Genomic DNA, 19052 nt, shown 5'->3' on the forward strand with positions numbered 1-19052 from the left:
ATTTGCCGATGTCGCGTCAGTCGTCGGGGGTGTCGCTTTTGCGCAGGGCCCGCGGGGTGACGCCGAAGCGGCGCTGGAACATCCGGCTGAGATGCGAGGAATCACAGAATCCGCAATCCAGCGCGATCTGCGCGATGGACTTGTCGCTGGTTTCGATCAGGTGGTGCGCGAGCGACAGGCGGATGCTGAGGAAGGCGGCCTGCGGCGAGGTGTCGAGCGCGGTGCGGAAGTGCCGCTCGAGCTGGCGCTTGCTGTGGCCCATGCGCCGGGCGATCTCGGTCACGGAGAGCGGCGTGTCGATGTTCTGCTGCATGAGAAGCAGCGTGCGCAGGACGATCGGGTCGCGGGTCTTGAAATCCATGGTGATGCCCGGCTGCGGCTTGTCGGCCTGCAACTGGTCGTCGATGATCATGATGTGCAGGCTCTTGCTCGCCGCGGCGCGGCCGACGTGCTTGTCCACCAGATAGGCCGCGAGATGCGCCGAGCTGGCGCCGCCCGAGCACGTCAGGCGGTCGCCGTCCACCACGAAGATCTGGTCCGCGACCGGCGTCAGCCCCTCGAACTGCTCGAGGAAGTCGACGTGGTGGAACCAGCTCACGCAGCAGCGGTAACCGTCGAGCAGCCCGGCCTGGTGCAGCATGAAGGCGCCGGTGCAGACGCCCACCAGCGGCACCCCGGCCTCGGCGGCCTGGTGCAGGAACTTGACGTAGCCGGCGCTCAGCCCCGGCATCTCGTCCATCAGCCCGCCGATCACGACGATGTAGTCGAATCGCGACGGATCGCCGAGTCGCTCCTTGGGCTGCACCGAGATGCCGCAGCTCGAGGTCACCGGGTCCATGGTCTCCGATAGCACGGTCCAGTTGCACAGGATCGGGCGCGAGCGGTCGCCCTCATCCGCCGCAAGTCGCAGAACGTCGACGAAATTCGCGAAGGCGCAGAGCGTGAAGCGCTTGGCGAGGATGAAGCCGACCGACAGGCGCGCGGCGCCGGTGCGGGGTCTCAGCGCATGGGGATTCGAGGTGCGGGCAGGGGGGCGGAGGGGGGCGTTGGCAGGTGTCATCAGGTCGCGCTCCGGTGCTCGGAAATTCCTGATCCGTTGTCGTAGCCGTAATCTCGCATTGACGCAATCATACTGTTTTTCGGATGCGGGAAATTGCAAGAGTGTCGGTCAGCCGCGCTGCGCGTCCGGGCGTTCCGCCAGTAAGCGCTGCCAGTCAGCGCTGCGGCCAAGGATCTGGACGCCCCGGGGACGGGGCGCAGGAAAAGGATAGAGGGGCGTCGCGCACGTCCTGAATGACGAAACGGACGGAGCCCCGGGGGCACCGACAGAGAGGACAGGACATGAAGGTACTCGTGCCCGTGAAGCGCGTCGTCGACCACAACGTGAAAATCCGCGTGAAGGCGGATGGCAGCGGTGTGGAGCTTGCCAACGTGAAGATGTCGATGAACCCCTTCGACGAGATCGCCGTGGAAGAGGCGATCCGCCTCAGGGAGGCCGGCAAGGCCTTGGAAGTGATCGCGGTGTCCGTCGGACCGGCACAGGCGCAGGAAACGCTGCGCACCGCGCTCGCCATGGGCGCCGACCGTGCCATCCTGATCACCGCCGAGGACGCAGTCGAGCCGCTCAGTGTCGCGAAACTCCTGAAAGGGGTGGTCGAGGCGGAAGAGCCGGGCCTCGTGATCCTCGGCAAGCAGGCCATCGACGACGATTGCAACCAGACCGGCCAGATGCTCTCGGCGCTGCTGGGCTGGTCGCAGGGCACCTTCGCCTCGGCGCTCGAGCTGGGCGAGGGCAAGGCCAGGGTCACCCGCGAGGTCGACGGCGGCCTGCAGGCCATCGAGATCGCGCTGCCGGCCATCGTCACCGCCGATCTGCGCCTCAACGAGCCGCGCTACGCCTCGCTGCCGAACATCATGAAGGCGAAGAAGAAGCCGCTCGAGACCAGGTCGCCCGAGGATTACGGCGTGACCGTCGCCAGGCGCCTGACCATCCTGCGCGTCGAGGAGCCGGCCGCACGCGCCGCCGGCGTCAAGGTTGCCAGCGTGGCCGAACTGCTCGACAAGCTCAAATCCGAAGCCGGCGTCCTCTGACAGAAGCGGGAACAGATACCATGGCAATCCTTCTCTTCGCAGACCACGACAACGCGTCGCTTTCCGAGCAGACCGCGAAAGCCCTGACCGCCGCCGCGCAGATCGGCGCAGAGGTCGACATCCTGATCGCCGGCAAGGACGCCGCGGCCGCCGCCTCGCAGGCCGCCGCGCTGGCCGGGGTCCGCAACGTGCTGCTGGCCGAGGCCGATGCGCTCGAGCACCGTCTCGCCGAGCCCGCCGCCGCGCTGATCCTGTCGCTGGCTCCTGGCTACGACACAATCATCGCGCCTGCGACCACCACCGGCAAGAACGTGCTGCCGCGCGTCGCCGCGCTGCTCGACGTGATGCAGGTCTCGGAGGTGACCGAGATCGTGTCCGCCGACACCTTCAAGCGCCCGATCTATGCCGGCAACGCCATCGAGGTGGTGCAGAGCACCGACGCGACCAGGGTTGTGACCGTGCGCACCGCGGGCTTCGCCGCCGCCGGTGCAGGGTCTGCAGCGGCACCGGTCGTCGCCGTCGAGACCACCGATGCCGGCGCCGCGCTGTCGAGCTTCGTCGAGAACATCCTTTCGGCCAACGACCGCCCCGACCTGACCTCGGCCAAGATCATCGTCTCGGGTGGCCGCGCGCTTGGTTCGGACGAGCAGTTTCGCGCGGTGCTGAACCCGGTCGCAGACAAGCTCGGCGCCGCCGTGGGCGCCTCGCGCGCCGCGGTCGACTCGGGCTACGCGCCGAACGACCTGCAGGTCGGCCAGACCGGCAAGGTGGTGGCTCCGGACCTCTATATCGCCTGCGGCATCTCCGGTGCGATCCAGCACCTTGCAGGGATGAAGGATTCGAAGATCATTGTCGCCATCAACACCGACGAGGAAGCACCGATCTTCCAGGTGGCCGACTACGGCATCGTGGGCGATCTCTTCCAGATCCTGCCGGAGCTGGAAAGCAGCCTCTGACACCGAACCGGGGCGCGCGGCGAGCGGTCGCTTTCCGCGCGTGCCATGCCGTTTGAGCCCGACAGGGCCGGCCGGTCATCGCTACTGTGAAACGCAAGACCTCATAGACAATTGGATTCGCCCATGTCCTCCTTCCCTGAACGCGCCAATGTCGTCATCGTCGGCCTCGGCGGCATCGTCGGCGCCTCGGTCGCGCACCACCTCATCGAACGCGGCTGGGACGACATCGTCGGCATCGACAAGTCGGCCATCCCGACCGACATCGGCTCGACCGGCCACGCGTCGGATTTCTGCTACGTCACCAGCCATGACCTGCTGAGCACCTGGACCTCGACCTACTCGGTCGATTTCTACGAGAAGCTCGGCCACTACAGCCGCATCGGCGGCCTCGAGGTCGCCCGCGTCGGCGACGACGAGCGCATGCAGGAGCTCAAGCGCCGCTGCGACTCGGGCCGCGCCTTCGGCACCCGCGTGAAGATGATCTCGGCCGCGGAGGCCAAGGAGAAGTTCCCGCTTCTCGAGGAAGACCAGATCCAGGGCGCCATGTGGGACCCGGACGCCGGCCTCGTGGTGCCGCGCTCGCAGACCGTTGCGGGCAAGCTGGTGGACGCTGGCGAAAAGGCCGGCAAGCTGCGCGCCTTCGCCAACACCCCGGCGCTCGAGCTGATCCAGGAAGACGGCCGTGTCGTCGGTGTGAAGACCCACCGAGGCACCATCATGGCCAACCACGTCGTGGTCTGCGCCGGCCTCTGGGGCCGCCTGATCGCCGACATGGTGGGGGAAGACCTGCCCGTCATGCCCGTCGACCACCCGCTGACCTTCTTCGGCCCCTACGATGAGTTCGCCGGCACCGGTCTCGAGATCGGCCGCCCGCTGCTGCGCGACCAGGGCAACTCCGCCTATCTGCGCGACACCGGCGATCCTGCGACCACTGAAGGCGGTCAGATCGAATGGGGGTATTACTACGAGAAAGAGCCGCGCATGGTGCACCCGCGCGACATTCTCGAAAAGGGCCAGGCACGCCTCGGGCCGTCGATGCGGGATCTGGAACTCGAAGACGTGATCGAGCCGCTCGAACGCGCCATGGAGCTGACCCCGATCCTTGCCGAGCTGGGCTTCAACGAGAGCCACTCGTTCAACGGCCTGCTTCAGACCACCACCGACGGCGGCCCCTCGATGGGCGAGAGCCGCAAGGTGCGCGGCCTGTGGTACGCGGTCGCGATCTGGGTCAAGGACGCCCCCGGCATGGCCAAGCTCATCGCCGACTGGATGACCGACGGCCGCACCCACATCGACCACCACGGCATCGACTACTCGCGTTTCCAGGACTACCAGCTGACCGAGGACTTCATCTGGGGCCGCTGCGAAGAGACCGCCAAGAAGATCTACAACCCGCCCGTCCACCCGCGCGAGCCCTTCGCCAACGCGCGCGGCATCCGTCGCTCGCCCTTCTACGAGCGCGAAGTCGAGCTTGGCGGCCACTTCATGGAGCTCGGCGGCTGGGAGCGGGCCCACGGCTACGCGGCGAACGAGCACCTGCTCGAGAAATACGCCGACCAGGTGCCGGTGCGCGAGAACGAGTGGGACAACCGCCACTTCTGGCGCGTGTCCAACGCCGAACAGCTCGAGATGTCGAACGACTGCGCGATCATCAACCTGTCGCACTTCCACATCACCGACATCGAGGGCCCGGACCACGTCGCCCTGATGGAGTGGCTCTGCGCCGCGAAGATCGGTGGCGACGGCAACATCGGCAAGGGCATCTACACCCACATGCTCGATGACGAGGGCATGGTGCGCGCGGACTTCACCGTCTTCCGCATGGGCGACCGCATCCGCATGGTGAACGGCGCTGACGCCGGCCCGCGCGACCTGATGTACATGAAGCGCACCGCACAGGACCGCGGGCTCGACGTGACCATCACCGACGTGACCGAGAAGTTCACCACCATCGGCATCTGGGGCCCGAACGCCCGCGAGACGCTGAAGAAGGTGGTGGCGGACCCCGCGGGCCTCGACATCGAGAACTTCCCCTTCGCGGCCATTAAGCCGATCGAGATCGCGGGCAAGACCGTCACGGCCTTCCGCATCTCCTATGTCGGCGAACAGGGCTGGGAACTGCACATGCCCTACGAGGACGGCCTCGCCGTCTGGGATGCGCTGCGCGAAACCGGCATCATGGCCATGGGCGTCGAGACCTACGCGAACTCGCGTCGCCTCGAGAAATCGCTGCGCCTGCAGAACGCCGACCTGCATACCCAGTACAACCTGATCGAGGCCGCGCTGGCGCGTCCGAAGGTCAAGGAGGCGGACTTCCGCGGCAAGGAGAAGCACGTCGAGTTCAAGGCGCGCGAGCACCAGCCCGCGATGCTCTGCACGCTGGTGATGAACGACAACACCGACAGCCAGGGCGTGGCCCGTTACCCGGTGAACACCATGCCGGTAATGGACCCCGAGACCGACGAGGTGCTGATCGACAGCCTCGGCCGCCGCTCCTACACCACCTCGCAGGCCTTCGGCCCGAGCGTGGGCAAGAACATCATGCTGGCCTACCTGCCGCATGAGTATTGCGAAGTGGGCCGCAAGCTGAAGGTGACCTACTTCGACGAGCCCTTCGAGGTCGAGGTGGCCGGCGTCGGCTATGCACCGCTCTACGATCCCGAGAACCTCAAGCCGCGCAGCTGACGCGGCCCGGCAGGACCTACCGACCGGCGGGCTTCGGCCCGCCGGTTTTGTTTTCGGGTCGCGCAGGGGCTGTTTGGCGGGGGCGCCTCAGTGCTCTGCCAGCCAGTCCGCGAAGAGCCGGGCATTGGCCGAGGCGCGGGCATGGATGCGCAGGTAGAACGGGTGCGGAGAGGGCATCGAATCGGGCACCAGTTGCAGCAGCCGACCGCTGTCGAGATAGCCGCCCAGCAGCCCCTCCCAGCCCAGCACCGCGCCGATGTGGTCCTCGGCCGCCTGCAGCGAGATCAGGTAGTTGTTGAGGTGGAAGCCCGGGCCGCGCGGGGCAGGGCGGTCGAGCGTCGCGAACCACTCGGACCACTCGGTATAGGGGTTCACCCCCGACTGCGTGTGGATCAGCGGCACGTCCGAGAGGTCCGCCAGCCGGGTAATCCCCCAGGTCTCGGCGAATTGCTCGGTGCCAAGCGCGAGGATCCGGTCGCTGAACAGCACCCGCGTCTCGTCGTCCTCGGCCTCGGGATCGCCGTAATGGATGCTGAGGTCCACGTCCTGCGGCTTGCGATCATCCTGGATGAGCTGGGATATCGCGACTCCGGGATGCTCTTTCCAGAACGCGGCAAGCCGGGGCGTCAGCCATAGCCCGCTCATGGCGGTGGTGGCCGCAATCGACACGCCGCTGCGATCGTGGCGGCTGCGAATTCGCTGCACCGTTCCCGAGATCGTCTCGAAGCCCCGCTGCAACGACACGAAGAGCAGCGCGCCGGCCTCGGTCAGCTCAACGCCCCTATACTGCCGGTTGAACAGGGGCTGGCCGAGCTCGTTTTCCAATGCCTTGATCCGGTGACTGACCGCGGCCGGGGTGACGTTGAGTTCAGTTGAGGCCATTTTGAAGCTTAAATTTCGAGCAGCCGCCTCGAAACATGCTAGGTCGCCGAGGGAGGGCAGATCATAGGGCTTGGGCACAAGGGCGTCGCTTTCCGGCAAGTGATGTCGCAAACGAAACAGTCTTATGACTGAGTTTACCCAGAATAAACTGAGATGAGTTTTTTGCCAATTGTCAGAGTGGTCTCGCAATGGCCATGTGCACGACAAATAGCCCTCCCGAGACAGGAGACTCGTAATGGCACGTTCTACCGCACCGATTACCGACTTGCTGCGCCAGCACCGTCCCGGTCACGCGCTTCAGCAGCCGTTCTACAACGACCCGGATATCTACGAGGCCGACCTCGAAGCGATCTTCTACCGCGAATGGCTCTACGCTTTCCCGGCCTGCCAGCTCGACAAGACCGGCGCCTACCAGCGCCTGCGGATCGGCGCCTACGACGTCATCGTCATCCGTGACGGCAAAGGCCAGATCGTCGCTTACCACAACTCCTGCCGTCACCGCGGCTCGGTGATCTGCTCGGCCTCCAAGGGCCGCGTCGCCAAGCTGACCTGCCCGTACCACCAGTGGACCTACGATCTCGACGGCCGTCTCCTCTGGGCGCGCGACATGGGCCCGGACTTCGACCCCTCCAAGCACGGCCTGAAGCCGGTGCACTGCCGCACCGTGGCAGGCCTCGTCTACATCTGCCTCGCTGCCGAAGCGCCCGATTTCGAAGCCTTCGCCGAGACCGTGACCCCCTATCTCGGCGTGCACGATCTGTCGGACGCCAAGGTGGCCTTCCAGTCGACCATCATCGAGAAGGGCAACTGGAAGCTGGTGTGGGAAAACAACCGCGAGTGCTACCACTGCGCCGGCAACCACCCCGACCTGTGCCGCACCTACCCCGAGGACCCGTCGATCACCGGCGTGAGCCCCGACGGCACCTTCCCCGAGAAGGTCGAGACCCACTTCAACCGTCTCGAGGCCGCCGGCGCACCGTCGCGCTTCCAGATGGCCGAGGGCGGCCAGTACCGCGTCGCGCGGATGCCGCTGCTTGACGGTGCCGAGAGCTACACCATCAACGGCAAGATCGCCGTGCAGAAGCGTCTCGGCCGGGTGCCGTTCCTCGACGCCGGCACGTTGCTGATGTTCCACTACCCGACCACTTGGAACCACTTCCTGACCGACCACTCGATCACCTTCCGCGTGACCCCGATCGGCCCGCAGGAGACCGAGGTGCAGACCACGTGGCTCGTGCACAAGGACGCGGTCGAGGGTGTGGACTACGATCTCGAGAACCTCACCGTGGTGTGGGAGCACACGAACGACGAGGACCGTCGCGTCGTCGAGGACAACCAGCAGGGCATCAACTCGCCCGCCTACGAGCCCGGCCCGTACTCCGCGCTGCATGAGGACGGCGTGCTTCAGTTCGTCGATTGGTACCTCGCGCGCATGCGCTCCACCCACCTGCCTGCCACTCTCGCCGCCGAATAGACTGGAATGCCGATGACACAAGCCGCCGAACACTGGACCGACGACGAGGTGCTTGAATGCGTCTCGATCCTGCCTGAGACGCCTGGTGTCATCACCGTCTGTTTCCAGGCGCCATCCGGGCGACCCTTCAAGTTCAAGGCCGGGCAGTTCCTCACGCTGGAATTGCCCGTCCCGGGCGGTCCGCTGTACCGCACCTACACGATCTCGTCCTCGCCGTCGCGGCCGATGTCGCTGACGCTGACCATGAAGGCGCAGGCCGACAGCATCGGCACGCGCTGGATCATGGACCACTTCAAGCCCGGGATGACGCTCAAGGTGCTCGGACCGGGCGGGCGCTTCACCGCGTTCGAGAACCCGGCCGAGAAATACCTCTTCATCTCGGCCGGCTCGGGCATCACCCCGATGATGTCGATGGCGACCGAATTCTACGACCGCGGCCGCAGCTGCGACATCGTCTTCGTGAACTGCGCCCGGCGGCCGTCCGAGATCATCTTCCGCGAGCGGCTCGAGCACATGGCCTCGCGGATCGAGGGTCTGGACCTGCGCTGGGTCGTCGAGGCGCGCGACAAGTACCAGCCCTGGACCGGCTACCAGGGCCACTTCAACCAGCTGATGCTGGGTCTCATGGCGCCGGACTACCTCGAGCGTGAGGTGTTCTGCTGTGGTCCCGAAGGCTTCATGACCGCCGTGCGCGAAGCACTGGCGGGCCTCGGCTTCGACATGGACCATTACCACCAGGAGAGCTTCCAGGCGCCGGGCACCCCGGGTCCGGAGCTGGTCGAGGCGCCGGTGCCCGAGGACGACCTCCCGGAAGAGAATGTGCAGGCCGAGGTCACCTTCGACATCGCCGGCGTCACCGCCACCTGTCCCGAGACCGAAACGGTGCTCGCCGCCGCGCGCTCTGCGGGCGTGGCGATCCCGACCGGCTGCACCTTCGGTGTCTGCGGCACCTGCAAGGTCAAGAAGCTCGAAGGCGAGGTGCACATGGTGCACAACGGCGGCATCACCGACGAGGAGATCGAGGAAGGCTACATCCTGGCCTGCTGCTCGAACCCGCGCGGCAAGGTGACCGTCGAGCTCTGATCTTCCGGGCGCCCGCGCCAAGCGCAACTGCCCGGCCGAGACCTTCCCCGGCTTCAGGTCGCTCGCCATCTTCACCGTGGTGGCGCTGCCGGGCCTGATGGCCGCGGTCATCATCGTGGGTGGCGTGCTCTCGGGTGTGATGACGGTGACCGAGAGCGGGGCCTTCGGCGCGATCTGGGCGGTGCTGGTGACGATCTTCGTCTACCGCGAGATCACCTGGGACAGGTTCCGCGCCGCCGTCGTGGCCTCCGTCCGCACCACCGCGCTGGTGATGCTGCTGGTGGCGACCGCTTCGGCCTTCTCCTACCTGCTGACCCTCTGCCGCGTGCCGGCGCTGCTGGCCGGGGTGGTGACAGGGATCTAGGACAACCCCATCGTCATCCTGCTGCTTCTCAACCTCGTGCTTCTGGGTCTGGGCATGATCATGGACATGGCGGCGCTGATCCTGATCACCACGCCGATCTTCCTGCCGGTGGTGGTGGGGCTGGGCATGGACCCGATCCAGTTCGGTGTTATCCTGACGATGAGCCTCGGCCTCGGCCTCGGGCTCTGCACGCCGCCGGCGGGGGCAGGCCTCTTCGTCGGCTGCGTCGTGGGCGGGGTCAGGATCGACCAGGCGGTCAAGACGATCTGGCCCTTCCACCTCGCGATCTTCGTGGCGCTGATGCTGGTGACCTGCGTCCCCGTCTTCTTGATGTACCTGCCGGGGCTGATGGAGTGAGCACGATGTTGAACCGTCTCCTGAGCACCGGCGCCGCGGGCCAGCTCGGTTCCATGCTGCGCGAGAAGCTGCGGGGCAGGGCTGCGATCCTGCGCCTGTCGGACGTGGCCGATCTTGGCGAGGCCCGCGAGGGCGAGGAGCTGGTGCCCTGCGATCTCTCCGACGGCGACGCGGTGATGCGGCTGGTCGAGGGCTGCGACGGCATCGTCCACCTGGGCGGCATCTCGGTCGAGAAGAGTTTCGACCTGATCGAGGCCGCCAACCTGCGCGGCGTCCACAACCTCTACGAGGCGGCGCGGGCGCATGGCCAGCCGCGCATCGTCTTCGCCTCCTCCAACCACACCATCGGCTACCATTCGCAGACGGCGCGGCTCGACCACGGCGCGCCCTACCGTCCGGACGGCTATTGCGGCGTCTCCAAGATCTTCGGCGAGGCCGTCGCCAGCCTCTAACACGATAAGTTCGGGCAGGAGAGCGCGCTGGTCCGCATCGGCTCCTGCACGCTGAAACCCGAGAACTGGCGCATGCTCGCCACCTGGTTCAGCCACGACGACTTCGTCGCGCTGATCGAGGCGGTGTTCCGGGCGCCGGTGCTCGGTTGCACGATGGTCTGGGGGGCCTCGAACAACGACCACGGCTGGTGGGACAACTCCCACGCCGCCTTCCTCGGCTGGCAGCCCAGGGACAACGCGGCCGACTGGGCGGAGGAAATCGCCCGCACCGTGCCACGCCCCGACCCGGACGAGGCCGTCGCCGGCTGCCAGGGCGGCGTCTTCACCGATGAACCCATTCACAGATCCTGAAACGGAGGACCGACATGCCTGACGAGACCTTCATGCCGCATGGCAAACACCTGATCGCGGGGGAGTGGGTCGCCGGCGCGGCGACCTTCGCCTCCGAGCCTGCGCACATGGCCCCTCGCACGCCTTCGCCGTCGGCACGCCCGAGCTGGTCGACGCCGCCTGCAAGGCCGCCGAGGACGCGTTCTGGGGCTTCGGCTACAGCACCCGCGCGGCCCGTGCCGATTTCCTCGACGCCATCGCCGACGAGATCGAGGCCCGCGCCGCCGCGATCACCGGGATCGGCACGCAGGAGACCGGCCTGCCCGAGGTCCGGCTCAACGGAGAGCGCGGCCGCACCACCGGTCAGCTCCGGCTCTTCGCCACTCACATTCGCAACGGCGATCATCTCGACCGTCGCCACGACGCCGCGCTGCCCGATCGCCAGCCGCTGCCGCGCCCGGACCTGAAGATGGTGCAGCGCCCGATCGGCCCCGTGGCGGTCTTCGGCGCCTCGAACTTCCCGCTCGCCTTCTCCACCGCCGGCGGCGACACTGCCCTGGCACTGGCTGCGGGTTGCCCGGTGGTGGTCAAGGGCCACTCCGCCCATCCGGGCACCGGCGAGATCGTGGCCGAGGCCATCCACGCCGCCATCGCCAAATGCGGCATGCCCAAGGGCGTCTTCTCGCTGATCCAGGGCGGCAACCGCGAGGTAGGCCAGGCGCTGGTGCAGCATCCGCTGATCAAGGCGGTGGGCTTCACCGGCAGCCTCGGCGGCGGGCGCGCGCTCTTCGACCTCTGCGCCCGGCGTCCCGAGCCGATCCCCTTCTTCGGCGAGCTGGGCTCGGTCAACCCGATGTTCCTGCTGCCCGAGGCGGTGGCCGTACGCGGCGCCGAGATCGGCGCCGGCTGGGCCGCCTCGCTCACCATGGGCGCGGGCCAGTTCTGCACCAGCCTCAGCGTCGCCGTGGTCGAGACCGGCCCCGAGGGCGACGCCTTCGTCAAGGCCGCGACCGAGGGGCTCGCCGCCACGGGTCCGCAGACCATGCTCACCGACGGCATCGCCAAGGCCTACAAGGACGGCAAGGCCCGCTTCGACGGCCGCAACGCGGTGCGCCCGGTGCTGACCAACGACAGCGAGGGCCGCAGCGCCGCGCCCAACCTCTACGAGACCGACGCCGCCACCTTCCTGCAGGATCACGCGCTCGGCGAAGAGGTGTTCGGACCGCTGGGCCTGGTGATCCGGGTCGCGGGCCCCGAAGACATGGAAACCCTCGCGCGCGGCTTCGTCGGCCAGCTCACCGCCAACCTGCACATGGACGCGGGCGACACGGCGCTGGCGCAGCGACTGATGCCGGTGCTCGAGCGCATGGCGGGACGGGTGCTGGTGAACGGCTTCCCCACTGGCGTCGAGGTTTGCGACAGCATGGTCCACGGCGGCCCCTATCCCGCTTCGACCAACTTCGGGGCGACCTCGGTCGGCACGCTCTCGATCCGCCGCTTCCTGCGACCGGTCTGCTACCAGAACCTCCCCGACGCGCTGCTGCCGGGCGACCTGACCTGACCTTCCGCGGGGCGGCCCGAAACTGCCGCGCAGCTTCATCTTGCCAGACAAACTCCGGGGTGAATTGGCGCGCATGCGCCAAGAGGGGCAGAGCCCCCCGGCACCCCGCCAGGAGAGGATTGCCCAATGGATCCGCAACAGATCAAGACAGCGCTCGGCTCCGGTCTTCTGTCCTTCCCGGTGACGCCCTTCGACGCCGACAACAAGTTTGCACCCGGCAGGCGGTGGTGACCACGCCCATCGAGCACGAGAACGGCGTGGTGCGGATCTCCGATGCGCCCGGCCTCGGCATCGAGATCGACCGCGACGCGCTGGCCCGGTTCGCACCGGAGGCGGGGGCATGATCGACCGCAAGATCTCCGGCGCGGCACCGCTTGTCAGGGTCCCGAAGGGGGCCATCGACAGCCAGATGAACATGTACCTGCCCGGGTTCGCAATGCGGGCCGACGGGGTCGGGGCGCCCGCCGATCCGCTGCCCGATCCCGCCATGTACCGGCAGGTCATGGGCTGGCTCGGGATCGATCGCGTGGTGATCACGCAGGGCAATGCCTATGGCACCGACAACGCCACCCTGCTCGCCTGCATCGCGCAGATGGGCGGCTGTGCCCGCAATCATCAGCCGGCCGACGCCCTGGGAATCGTCCGTGCCGATGTCCTCGGTCAGGTGGGAGCCCGGCCTGCCGTCGCGTAGTTGCCTTCGACGCAGCCAAGCCCCGCCACGTGGCATATCGGCGTGAGCCGGGTCTATGCCATCGCGAGCCAGTCCACCGCGCGCCCAGACCGCCGGTGCCGGCCATGTGGCAGTGCTCGACGGTCACGTCGGTGATGCCGCCGGACATCACAGAGCCGATCACCACGCCGCCGTGGCTACGCTCCATCAGGCAATGGCGGATGGCAACGCGCTCGGTGTGGCTGAGGGGGTCGTTCTCGCCCGAGGGCCCGCGCTTGCCGGCCTTGATGGCGATGCAGTTGTCGCCGACCGAGAAGCGGGTACCGATGATCTCGACGTCTTCGCGCATCTCTGGGTTGAAGCCGTGGGTGTTAGGGGTGTCGCGCGGCGCCTCAATGGTCAGCGCGGCGCCGCTGAGGCGCCGGCATCCCTGAGGATGCACCGTCCGGGACGGCGCGTTGCAGATGGTGAGGCTCAGCAGGGTGACGTCGGTGCAGTCGATAAGGTGCAGACAGCGCGGGCGGAGGGCGGTGTTTCGGGTCTCCTTGGGCCAGCTCCACAAGTCGTCGCGGTCGCCACCGCCGTCGAGCGAGCCGGGACCCGCGATGGCGAGCTGCCCGGCGACGATTGCGTGAGCGGCGCGGCGAAACAGGTTTCGGGGAGGCCCTCCCAAGAGCCCGACATCCGGCCATCGTTGTCGCGGGCGGGGAGGGTGGGCCAACCCGCCCGCGACCGCGGCGCCGCAAACACGGCACCGGGGGGCGAGTAGCAGGGTCATGGACCCGCGCATTGCCACCGGGAGGGACAGATAGCGCCCGGCGGGCACCTGCACAGTGCCATTATGCGGCGCTGCAGCAATTGCGCCGACCAATGCGCTGGAGTTCGCCAACGCGGCCCCGGGGGCATCGCCCTGCGTGGCGCCGACCTCGCGGATGTCGGCAAGCCCGGCGCAGGCGGCCGTGTCGAAGGCGAAGGGCGCGAAGCCCGCCGCCTCGAAGACGTAGCGGGTGGCGGGCGCGAGAACGTGCAGCGGCAGTACGACGGGGTCGGCCTCGCCCACGGCCACCATCGCGCCGTCACGGCGGAGCTGCCACGGCAGGGTGGCCGAGAGGCTGCAGCGCGCCGGGCTGCGGCAGGCACAGGGCAACCGGCCGCGCGGAGCGCGCGACAAGATGGCGCCTGGGCATGGATCGAACCTCTGGCTGCGAAACGGGCATCCCCGGCGCGGGACCGGGGCTGACGGAGGGGTGTCAGCTGTCGAAAGCCTCGGGCACGTTGTTGGTGGCGTCGATGATGGCCCCAGCGGCGTCCTCGGCGCCGATCATCTCGCAGGAATTCTCCTCGAGCGCGTCGATGAACGCGACGCGCAGCTCCGGGGGCTCTTTGAAGGGCGAGATCGCGGGGCCACTGGCCTCCATGGGGGGCTTATGCGCCCTGACGATCTCGGGCTTGATCAGCCCTGCGTCGATCAGCCGGTCGGCGGCGCACTTTTCGGCGGGCAGGCCGCGAGTGTCCCTGAGCGCGTCGATGCCCGAGGGCTCGGTCAGGGTGCAGTTGACGATCTGCGCCGCGGCCTCGGGCTGCTTGGAGCGCTTCGAGGTGACGAACAGCATCAAGGGCTTGCGACAGGCCCCCTCGGTGAGCGTGCTCTCGAAGCGGATGGGCGGCGCGAGGCAGATGCCGTGGGTCGCGTTCGAGGGAATCACGAAGCTGTCGCCGGGGACGACTTCGAACTCCTTGCCGGCGAGGTGAAAGCGGAACCGGCCGCTTTCGACGAAGGTGGATTGCACGTGGGGATGGCTGTGCAGGGCGCCTTGCGCGCCTTCCTCGAAGCTGATGGACACCCCCATAAGCTCGGGGGCATCGGCCAGCACCTGTCGGATGACGCCGGCATCGGGCGAGACGGCGGGAAACTGCCGGGTGGCATCGGTCATGGGATCTCTTTTTTCGGGATCGGTTGCGCTCAGGGCCTCTCGGCCTTACCGGCCCGCAGCAGTGCGCGATAGCGCGCCTGGCTGCTCTTGAGATGATGGCGCATGGCGTCGCGCGCAGCCTCCTCGTCGCCGTCGAGGATGGCGTTCACGATGACCTCGTGCTCGCCCCGAATGACTTCGAGGTATTCCTTCGGTGCGGGTTCACTGCTGCTGTCGGACAGAGCCTTCCGGGGGATGAGATTCGAGCCGATCATCGACAGGAAATCGCCAAACCGCGGGTTGTTGGTGGCTTCGGCGATGGCGAGGTGCAGGGCGAAATCCGCCTCCATCGTAGGCTCGCCGGCGGTGGCGGCACGATCGACCTCGCGCAGGCAGCCGATGAGCTTTTCCTCCTGCGCGGGCGAGCGGCGCTGCGCGGCCAGTGTCGCGGCCTCGGTCTCGACGGCGGTGCGCAGCTCGAGCAGTTCGATCATCGACGAGATTCGCACGAAGTCGATGTTCTGGAAGGGCAGCTCGACCGGGGCGGGCGGCGCGAGCACGAAAACGCCCGTTCCCTGACGCGGCGCCACCAGCCCGTCGGCGCGGAGAGAGGCCACGGCCTCGCGGATCACCGTCCGGCTGACGCCGAACTCCTTTGTCATCTGGGCCTCGCTGGGCAGACGGCTGCCGGGCGGATAGGCCCCCGCGGCGATCTGTTCACGCAGCGCATCGCGCACGGTCTCGACCAGTGTGCGGCCCGCCCCGGGGCGGTCTGCGCGACGCGATCTGGCTGACATGTCCATGGTTGCCCTGCAAAGTCCTCATACAAGCGCGCCACGTTAAGTATGAGATGTTGCGCCTTGCTTGTCCTAGAGATCCGCAGACGCAGTCGTCCCTGCGGGCTCGGCCCGAGGCGATCCGACGCGCGGGGACCGGCGCCTGAAAAATGAAAAATGTATAACAAGTGTTGATATGTGTCCGACTGAATAGGGTAGCCCCGGTGGCCGCGGGGGGCATGCGACTCTACAGGCGCCGCCTGAATGGCCGTGCCGGACAGGGAGCCTCGATCCTCGTGGCGTTTTCGCGCCGCTGATCTCCACTCACTAGCCGTTCCTGCAGGACTTGCAGAAAACCACGCAACCGGCTTCCAAGACGCATTTTTTCGGGACCGACGAGCTTGGTCGGGAGATCGTCTCGCGGCTCGTGCATGGCGCGCGGATCGCGCTGACGATCATGTTCCTCGTGACCATCGTGGTGTGGCCCATCAGGGCACTTGTTCGGTACCGTTGAGGGCTATTTCGCCGGGCGCGTGGACACGTTTCTGATGCACATCACCGACATCTTCCTGTCCTTCGCCTCGCTGATCCTGTCGCTGGCCTTCGTGGCGGCGCTGGGACCGAGCCTCAACATCGCGATCATCGCCATCTCTCTCACAGCATGGTCGCCGATAGCGCGTCTGGCGCGGGCCGAGACTATGATCTTCCGGCAGGCGGGCCACATCGCAGCCTCGCGGCTGCAGTGGGCCTCGCCCGCTCGGATCATCTGGCGCTCCATCGTGCCGATGTGCCTGCCCTCGGTATTGATACGGCTGACGCTGAACATGGCGACGGTGATCCTGACTGCCGCCGGGCGCGGATTCCCGGGCCTCGGGGCGCTGCCGCCGTTGCCGAAATGGGGCACGACGATCGCCACCGGCCGGCACTACGTGATCGATAGCTGGTGACCTTCTCCGGCCTCGGCATCCTCTGCGTAAGCCTAGCTTTCAATTTTCTTGGCCACGGCCCGCGTCAGGCGATCAACGCCGACGGCGCCACCGAGCCCTATGCGCAGGAGCTGATCGCCGCCAGCCTCGATTACGAGCGGGCAGTCTGAGCAGGGCGTGCCTCGCAGCGTGAGCTTCGCCACGCAACACACAGATTAGTCCGCAAAAAGGGCGCGGATGCCGATCGCACCCGCGCCCGTCCGCATCGTCCATGAGCGTATCGTAGAAATACCTTTAATTTCAGGTCGGTGCGAGCCCACCTTCAAGCTCATCGCCGCACATGGTCGCGCCATAGGCCAGCACCTTGTCGCGCTGGCCGCCGATCAGCTAGTAGCTGGACCTCGTACTTGGGGACCGGATGCGCATGGTCGGCGCCGTCGGAATGGCGTCGTGTCTTGTGCTTGAACACGCGCGCAGAGACATCGGTGATGATCGCGGTCCTGGTCCTTCCTCCCGGTGGGCGTCACGCACCGGCCGGCCGTCATGATCTGTATGACAGGATGTCTTGCAAATTCTTGGTGACGGGCAACGGGCAAGCCGACAGCCTCGGCCCGCGATGCTGTCGGCTTGCCCGGTGCTGGCGGGGTTGGGCGGGGAGGGCCGTGGTTTCCGCTATTCCTGAAATCTGTGCAACAGCAGGAGGACAGGTTTCGTGGCGGAGACGACTTCAGCCGGCACGCCGGGGCTCAGCCCGGCGCTGACCCGGGCGGCGGCGATCGCCGACAAGTTGCGCGCGGCATCGAGGCAGGGAGCTTTGCGCCCGGAGACCGGCTGCCCAGCGAATTCGAGCTCACGCGGCGCCATTCGGGCCGCCGGACCGTGGTGCGCGGATCGACCGGATCGCGCGGGCAAACGAGGAGGTGACGAAGTGTTTCGACACCGACGTCTCGACCCATGAGGCGGTTAACGCCTTTCACTATATCATCTCGGAAGCCTCACAGAGCATGCATTTTCCGGTATTCCTTTCACTAATCCGATCTGGGCTGGTTCCGAACATCAAGTTCGAGGCGCGCAGCGGGCCGCCGCGCGCCCATGTGCCCAACCCCGACCTGGTGAAGGACTACGACCTCATCATCGACGCGATCCTGCCCGGAGATCCCGTTGCTGCGCAGCATGCGATGCAGACTCATCTCGAGCGCTACCGGAACCTTTTCCGGGGCACGCGGCGCTAGGCCAGGATAGCGGAGAGGTGTGTGCACGCGGCCGGAAATCTGTAAAGAATGAGGCGCAAATTATTGAAAATTTGTGCCTACTCCCCGACCGGTTCGACAACAGTGCGTCCCGGCTGGCCGCGATAGACCAGCGGCGCCTCGGCAGCGGCATGGGCCGCGGCACGGGCCTGCAGGTCGACGTGGTGCGGGGATTTCACGCAGACCGGATCGGTCGCCGAGGGATCGCCTGCCAGCGCCATCGCCTGACAGCGGCAGCCGCCGAAATCGACGGTCTTGCGCTCGCACGAGGCGCAGGGCTCGGGCATCCAGTCGGTGCCGCGATAGGCGTTGAACGCGTCGCTGTGCTGCCAGATCTCGGCAAGCGGCCGGTCGCCCACCGTGTCGAAGCGCAGGTGCGGGATGCTCTGCGCGGCGTGGCAAGGCAGGACCTGTCCGTCGGGCGCGACGTTGAGCCCGGTCGAGCCCCAGCCGCCCATGCAGCGCTTGGGATAGTCCGAGTGATAGTCCGCGGGCACGTAATCGATGACCAGCGTGCCCTTCAGTCGCGTGCGGGCCTCGGTCACGATGCGGGTCGCTTCCTCGGCCTGCTCGCGTGTCGGCATCAGCGCGTCGCGGTTCTGCAGCGCCCAGCCATGGAACTGCACGGTCGCGACCTCGATGCGGCGCGCGCCCATCTCCACCGCCATCTCCAGCGCCCGGGGCAGCTGGTGCAGGTTGCGGCGATGCAGCACGGCGTTGAGGGTCAACGGGAAGCCAATCTTCCCGATCCACGCGGCGACCTGCATCTTGCGGTCGTAACCGCCTCGGTAGCCGCCGATTTCGTCGGCCATTTCAGGCGTGGTGCCCTGCAGGCTGAGCTGGATGTGGTCGAGCCCGGCGCGGTCCAGCGCCTCGAGCCGGCGCTCGGTCAGCCCGATGCCGGAGGTGATGAGGTTGGTGTAGAGCCCGGCCTCGCGCGCCGCGGCGACGAGCTCTTCGAGGTCGCGCCTCGTCGCCGGCTCGCCCCCTGAGAGGTGAAGCTGCAGCACGCCGATGTCAGCCGCCTGGACGAAGACGTCCTTCCACGCATCAGTAGATAGCTCGCTATCCTTGAGCGCCATGTCGACGGGGTTCGAGCAATAGGGACACGAGAGCGGGCAGCGATGGGTCAGCTCGGCCAGCATCGCGATGGGCGGACGGGCGACGGTCATCGGCTGATCCCTTCAGGTGCGGCGACGCGGAATGGCGCATTTCGGGTCTTCGGAAAAGCGAGAAGTTCGCCCGGCATGTCCTTAGTATTGCTGGATATGACTTCATGAAT

At 67.1% G+C, this 19052-nt stretch carries 15 protein-coding genes and 4 pseudogenes; 13 read left to right on the forward strand and 6 right to left on the reverse strand.

Translation table 11 applies throughout. The features are described from left to right. Nucleotides 1-16: 16 nt before the first annotated feature. On the reverse strand, nucleotides 17-1060 hold the full coding sequence (locus BLQ77_RS20295) for a GlxA family transcriptional regulator (RefSeq protein WP_089962565.1): 1044 nt from the start codon (nucleotides 1058-1060) through the stop codon (nucleotides 17-19). Nucleotides 1061-1341: 281 nt separating this feature from the next. On the opposite strand from BLQ77_RS20295, the gene BLQ77_RS20300 reads away from it, so the two are divergent. The 3 genes from BLQ77_RS20300 (at nucleotide 1342) to BLQ77_RS20310 (ending at nucleotide 5732) form a co-directional block, all read left to right on the forward strand. After that, complete coding sequence (locus BLQ77_RS20300) at nucleotides 1342-2091, forward strand: electron transfer flavoprotein subunit beta/FixA family protein (RefSeq protein ID WP_089962568.1); 750 nt, start codon at nucleotides 1342-1344, stop codon at nucleotides 2089-2091. A gap of 20 nt (nucleotides 2092-2111) precedes the next feature. Next, complete coding sequence (locus BLQ77_RS20305; RefSeq protein ID WP_089962571.1) at nucleotides 2112-3047, forward strand: electron transfer flavoprotein subunit alpha/FixB family protein; 936 nt, start codon at nucleotides 2112-2114, stop codon at nucleotides 3045-3047. Nucleotides 3048-3170: 123 nt separating this feature from the next. Beyond that, the gene (locus BLQ77_RS20310) at nucleotides 3171-5732 is read left to right on the forward strand and encodes a GcvT family protein (protein ID WP_089962573.1); all 2562 of its coding nucleotides are present in this window, start codon (nucleotides 3171-3173) and stop codon (nucleotides 5730-5732) included. 87 nt (nucleotides 5733-5819) lie between these two features. Here BLQ77_RS20310 and BLQ77_RS20315 read toward each other — a convergent pair whose 3' ends face one another. Then, nucleotides 5820-6692: a LysR family transcriptional regulator gene (locus BLQ77_RS20315; RefSeq protein WP_089962622.1), complete on the reverse strand. Its 873-nt coding sequence runs from the start codon at nucleotides 6690-6692 to the stop codon at nucleotides 5820-5822. Nucleotides 6693-6849: 157 nt separating this feature from the next. Here BLQ77_RS20315 and BLQ77_RS20320 point away from each other — a divergent pair, with 157 nt between their 5' ends. The 7 genes and pseudogenes from BLQ77_RS20320 to BLQ77_RS29465 all read left to right on the forward strand — a co-directional run bounded on the left by BLQ77_RS20320 (nucleotide 6850) and on the right by BLQ77_RS29465 (nucleotide 12926). Then, complete coding sequence (locus BLQ77_RS20320; RefSeq protein ID WP_089962575.1) at nucleotides 6850-8088, forward strand: stachydrine N-demethylase; 1239 nt, start codon at nucleotides 6850-6852, stop codon at nucleotides 8086-8088. Between the two features lie 6 nt (nucleotides 8089-8094). Continuing rightward, a complete protein-coding gene (locus tag BLQ77_RS20325; RefSeq protein WP_008887385.1) occupies nucleotides 8095-9171 on the forward strand; it encodes an FAD-binding oxidoreductase in 1077 nt (358 codons plus the stop codon). Between the two features lie 31 nt (nucleotides 9172-9202). Beyond that, a pseudogene (locus tag BLQ77_RS20330) lies at nucleotides 9203-9892 on the forward strand (TRAP transporter large permease subunit); the annotation flags it as partial. A 5-nt stretch (nucleotides 9893-9897) separates the two neighbouring features. Further along, nucleotides 9898-10344, forward strand: coding sequence for an NAD-dependent epimerase/dehydratase family protein (locus tag BLQ77_RS29455; RefSeq protein WP_242661788.1), 447 nt, complete (start codon nucleotides 9898-9900; stop codon nucleotides 10342-10344). Nucleotides 10345-10416: 72 nt separating this feature from the next. Beyond that, nucleotides 10417-10695 carry a hypothetical protein gene (locus BLQ77_RS29460; RefSeq protein ID WP_242661789.1) on the forward strand — a complete coding sequence of 93 codons (279 nt, stop codon included), beginning with the start codon at nucleotides 10417-10419 and terminating at the stop codon, nucleotides 10693-10695. 14 nt (nucleotides 10696-10709) lie between these two features. Next, nucleotides 10710-12235 (forward strand): annotated as a pseudogene (locus tag BLQ77_RS20340) (aldehyde dehydrogenase (NADP(+))). A 340-nt stretch (nucleotides 12236-12575) separates the two neighbouring features. Continuing rightward, on the forward strand, nucleotides 12576-12926 hold the full coding sequence (locus BLQ77_RS29465) for an amidohydrolase family protein (protein WP_242661790.1): 351 nt from the start codon (nucleotides 12576-12578) through the stop codon (nucleotides 12924-12926). Nucleotides 12927-13080: 154 nt separating this feature from the next. Here BLQ77_RS29465 and BLQ77_RS29895 read toward each other — a convergent pair. From BLQ77_RS29895 to BLQ77_RS20365, 3 genes and pseudogenes are all read right to left on the reverse strand, one after another. Further along, nucleotides 13081-13974 (reverse strand): annotated as a pseudogene (locus tag BLQ77_RS29895) (glycosyl hydrolase family 28 protein); the annotation flags it as partial. Nucleotides 13975-14575: 601 nt separating this feature from the next. Beyond that, nucleotides 14576-14839: pseudogene (locus BLQ77_RS20360) on the reverse strand (cupin domain-containing protein); the annotation flags it as partial. A gap of 29 nt (nucleotides 14840-14868) precedes the next feature. Further along, nucleotides 14869-15615: a FadR/GntR family transcriptional regulator gene (locus BLQ77_RS20365; RefSeq protein ID WP_089962625.1), complete on the reverse strand. Its 747-nt coding sequence runs from the start codon at nucleotides 15613-15615 to the stop codon at nucleotides 14869-14871. A 476-nt stretch (nucleotides 15616-16091) separates the two neighbouring features. Here BLQ77_RS20365 and BLQ77_RS29470 point away from each other — a divergent pair, with 476 nt between their 5' ends. From BLQ77_RS29470 to BLQ77_RS20380, 3 genes are all read left to right on the forward strand, one after another. Further along, complete coding sequence (locus BLQ77_RS29470) at nucleotides 16092-16541, forward strand: ABC transporter permease (RefSeq protein WP_242661791.1); 450 nt, start codon at nucleotides 16092-16094, stop codon at nucleotides 16539-16541. Then, the gene (locus BLQ77_RS29475) at nucleotides 16538-16690 is read left to right on the forward strand and encodes a hypothetical protein (protein ID WP_242661792.1); all 153 of its coding nucleotides are present in this window, start codon (nucleotides 16538-16540) and stop codon (nucleotides 16688-16690) included. Before BLQ77_RS29470 ends, BLQ77_RS29475 begins: the two co-directional genes overlap by 4 nt. 750 nt (nucleotides 16691-17440) lie before the next feature. Continuing rightward, nucleotides 17441-17752: an FCD domain-containing protein gene (locus BLQ77_RS20380; protein ID WP_165617165.1), complete on the forward strand. Its 312-nt coding sequence runs from the start codon at nucleotides 17441-17443 to the stop codon at nucleotides 17750-17752. 77 nt (nucleotides 17753-17829) lie between these two features. Here BLQ77_RS20380 and pqqE read toward each other — a convergent pair whose 3' ends face one another. Continuing rightward, nucleotides 17830-18942 (reverse strand): pyrroloquinoline quinone biosynthesis protein PqqE, encoded by a 1113-nt coding sequence (gene pqqE / locus BLQ77_RS20385; RefSeq protein WP_008887353.1) that lies wholly within the window; start codon nucleotides 18940-18942, stop codon nucleotides 17830-17832. Nucleotides 18943-19052 lie beyond the last annotated feature (110 nt).

The organism is Salipiger thiooxidans (genome assembly GCF_900102075.1).
Taxonomy (GTDB): domain Bacteria; phylum Pseudomonadota; class Alphaproteobacteria; order Rhodobacterales; family Rhodobacteraceae; genus Salipiger; species Salipiger thiooxidans.

Bases quoted from the DNA above. Each gene is read 5' to 3' on its own strand.
- BLQ77_RS20295 (WP_089962565.1), bottom strand. From the start codon at position 1,060: ATGACACCTGCCAACGCCCCCCTCCGCCCCCCTGCCCGCACCTCGAAT.
- BLQ77_RS20300 (WP_089962568.1), top strand. From the start codon at position 1,342: ATGAAGGTACTCGTGCCCGTGAAGCGCGTCGTCGACCACAACGTGAAA.
- BLQ77_RS20305 (WP_089962571.1), top strand. From the start codon at position 2,112: ATGGCAATCCTTCTCTTCGCAGACCACGACAACGCGTCGCTTTCCGAG.
- BLQ77_RS20310 (WP_089962573.1), top strand. From the start codon at position 3,171: ATGTCCTCCTTCCCTGAACGCGCCAATGTCGTCATCGTCGGCCTCGGC.
- BLQ77_RS20320 (WP_089962575.1), top strand. From the start codon at position 6,850: ATGGCACGTTCTACCGCACCGATTACCGACTTGCTGCGCCAGCACCGT.
- BLQ77_RS20325 (WP_008887385.1), top strand. From the start codon at position 8,095: ATGCCGATGACACAAGCCGCCGAACACTGGACCGACGACGAGGTGCTT.
- BLQ77_RS29455 (WP_242661788.1), top strand. From the start codon at position 9,898: ATGTTGAACCGTCTCCTGAGCACCGGCGCCGCGGGCCAGCTCGGTTCC.
- BLQ77_RS29460 (WP_242661789.1), top strand. From the start codon at position 10,417: ATGCTCGCCACCTGGTTCAGCCACGACGACTTCGTCGCGCTGATCGAG.
- BLQ77_RS29465 (WP_242661790.1), top strand. From the start codon at position 12,576: ATGATCGACCGCAAGATCTCCGGCGCGGCACCGCTTGTCAGGGTCCCG.
- BLQ77_RS20365 (WP_089962625.1), bottom strand. From the start codon at position 15,615: ATGTCAGCCAGATCGCGTCGCGCAGACCGCCCCGGGGCGGGCCGCACA.
- pqqE (WP_008887353.1), bottom strand. From the start codon at position 18,942: ATGACCGTCGCCCGTCCGCCCATCGCGATGCTGGCCGAGCTGACCCAT.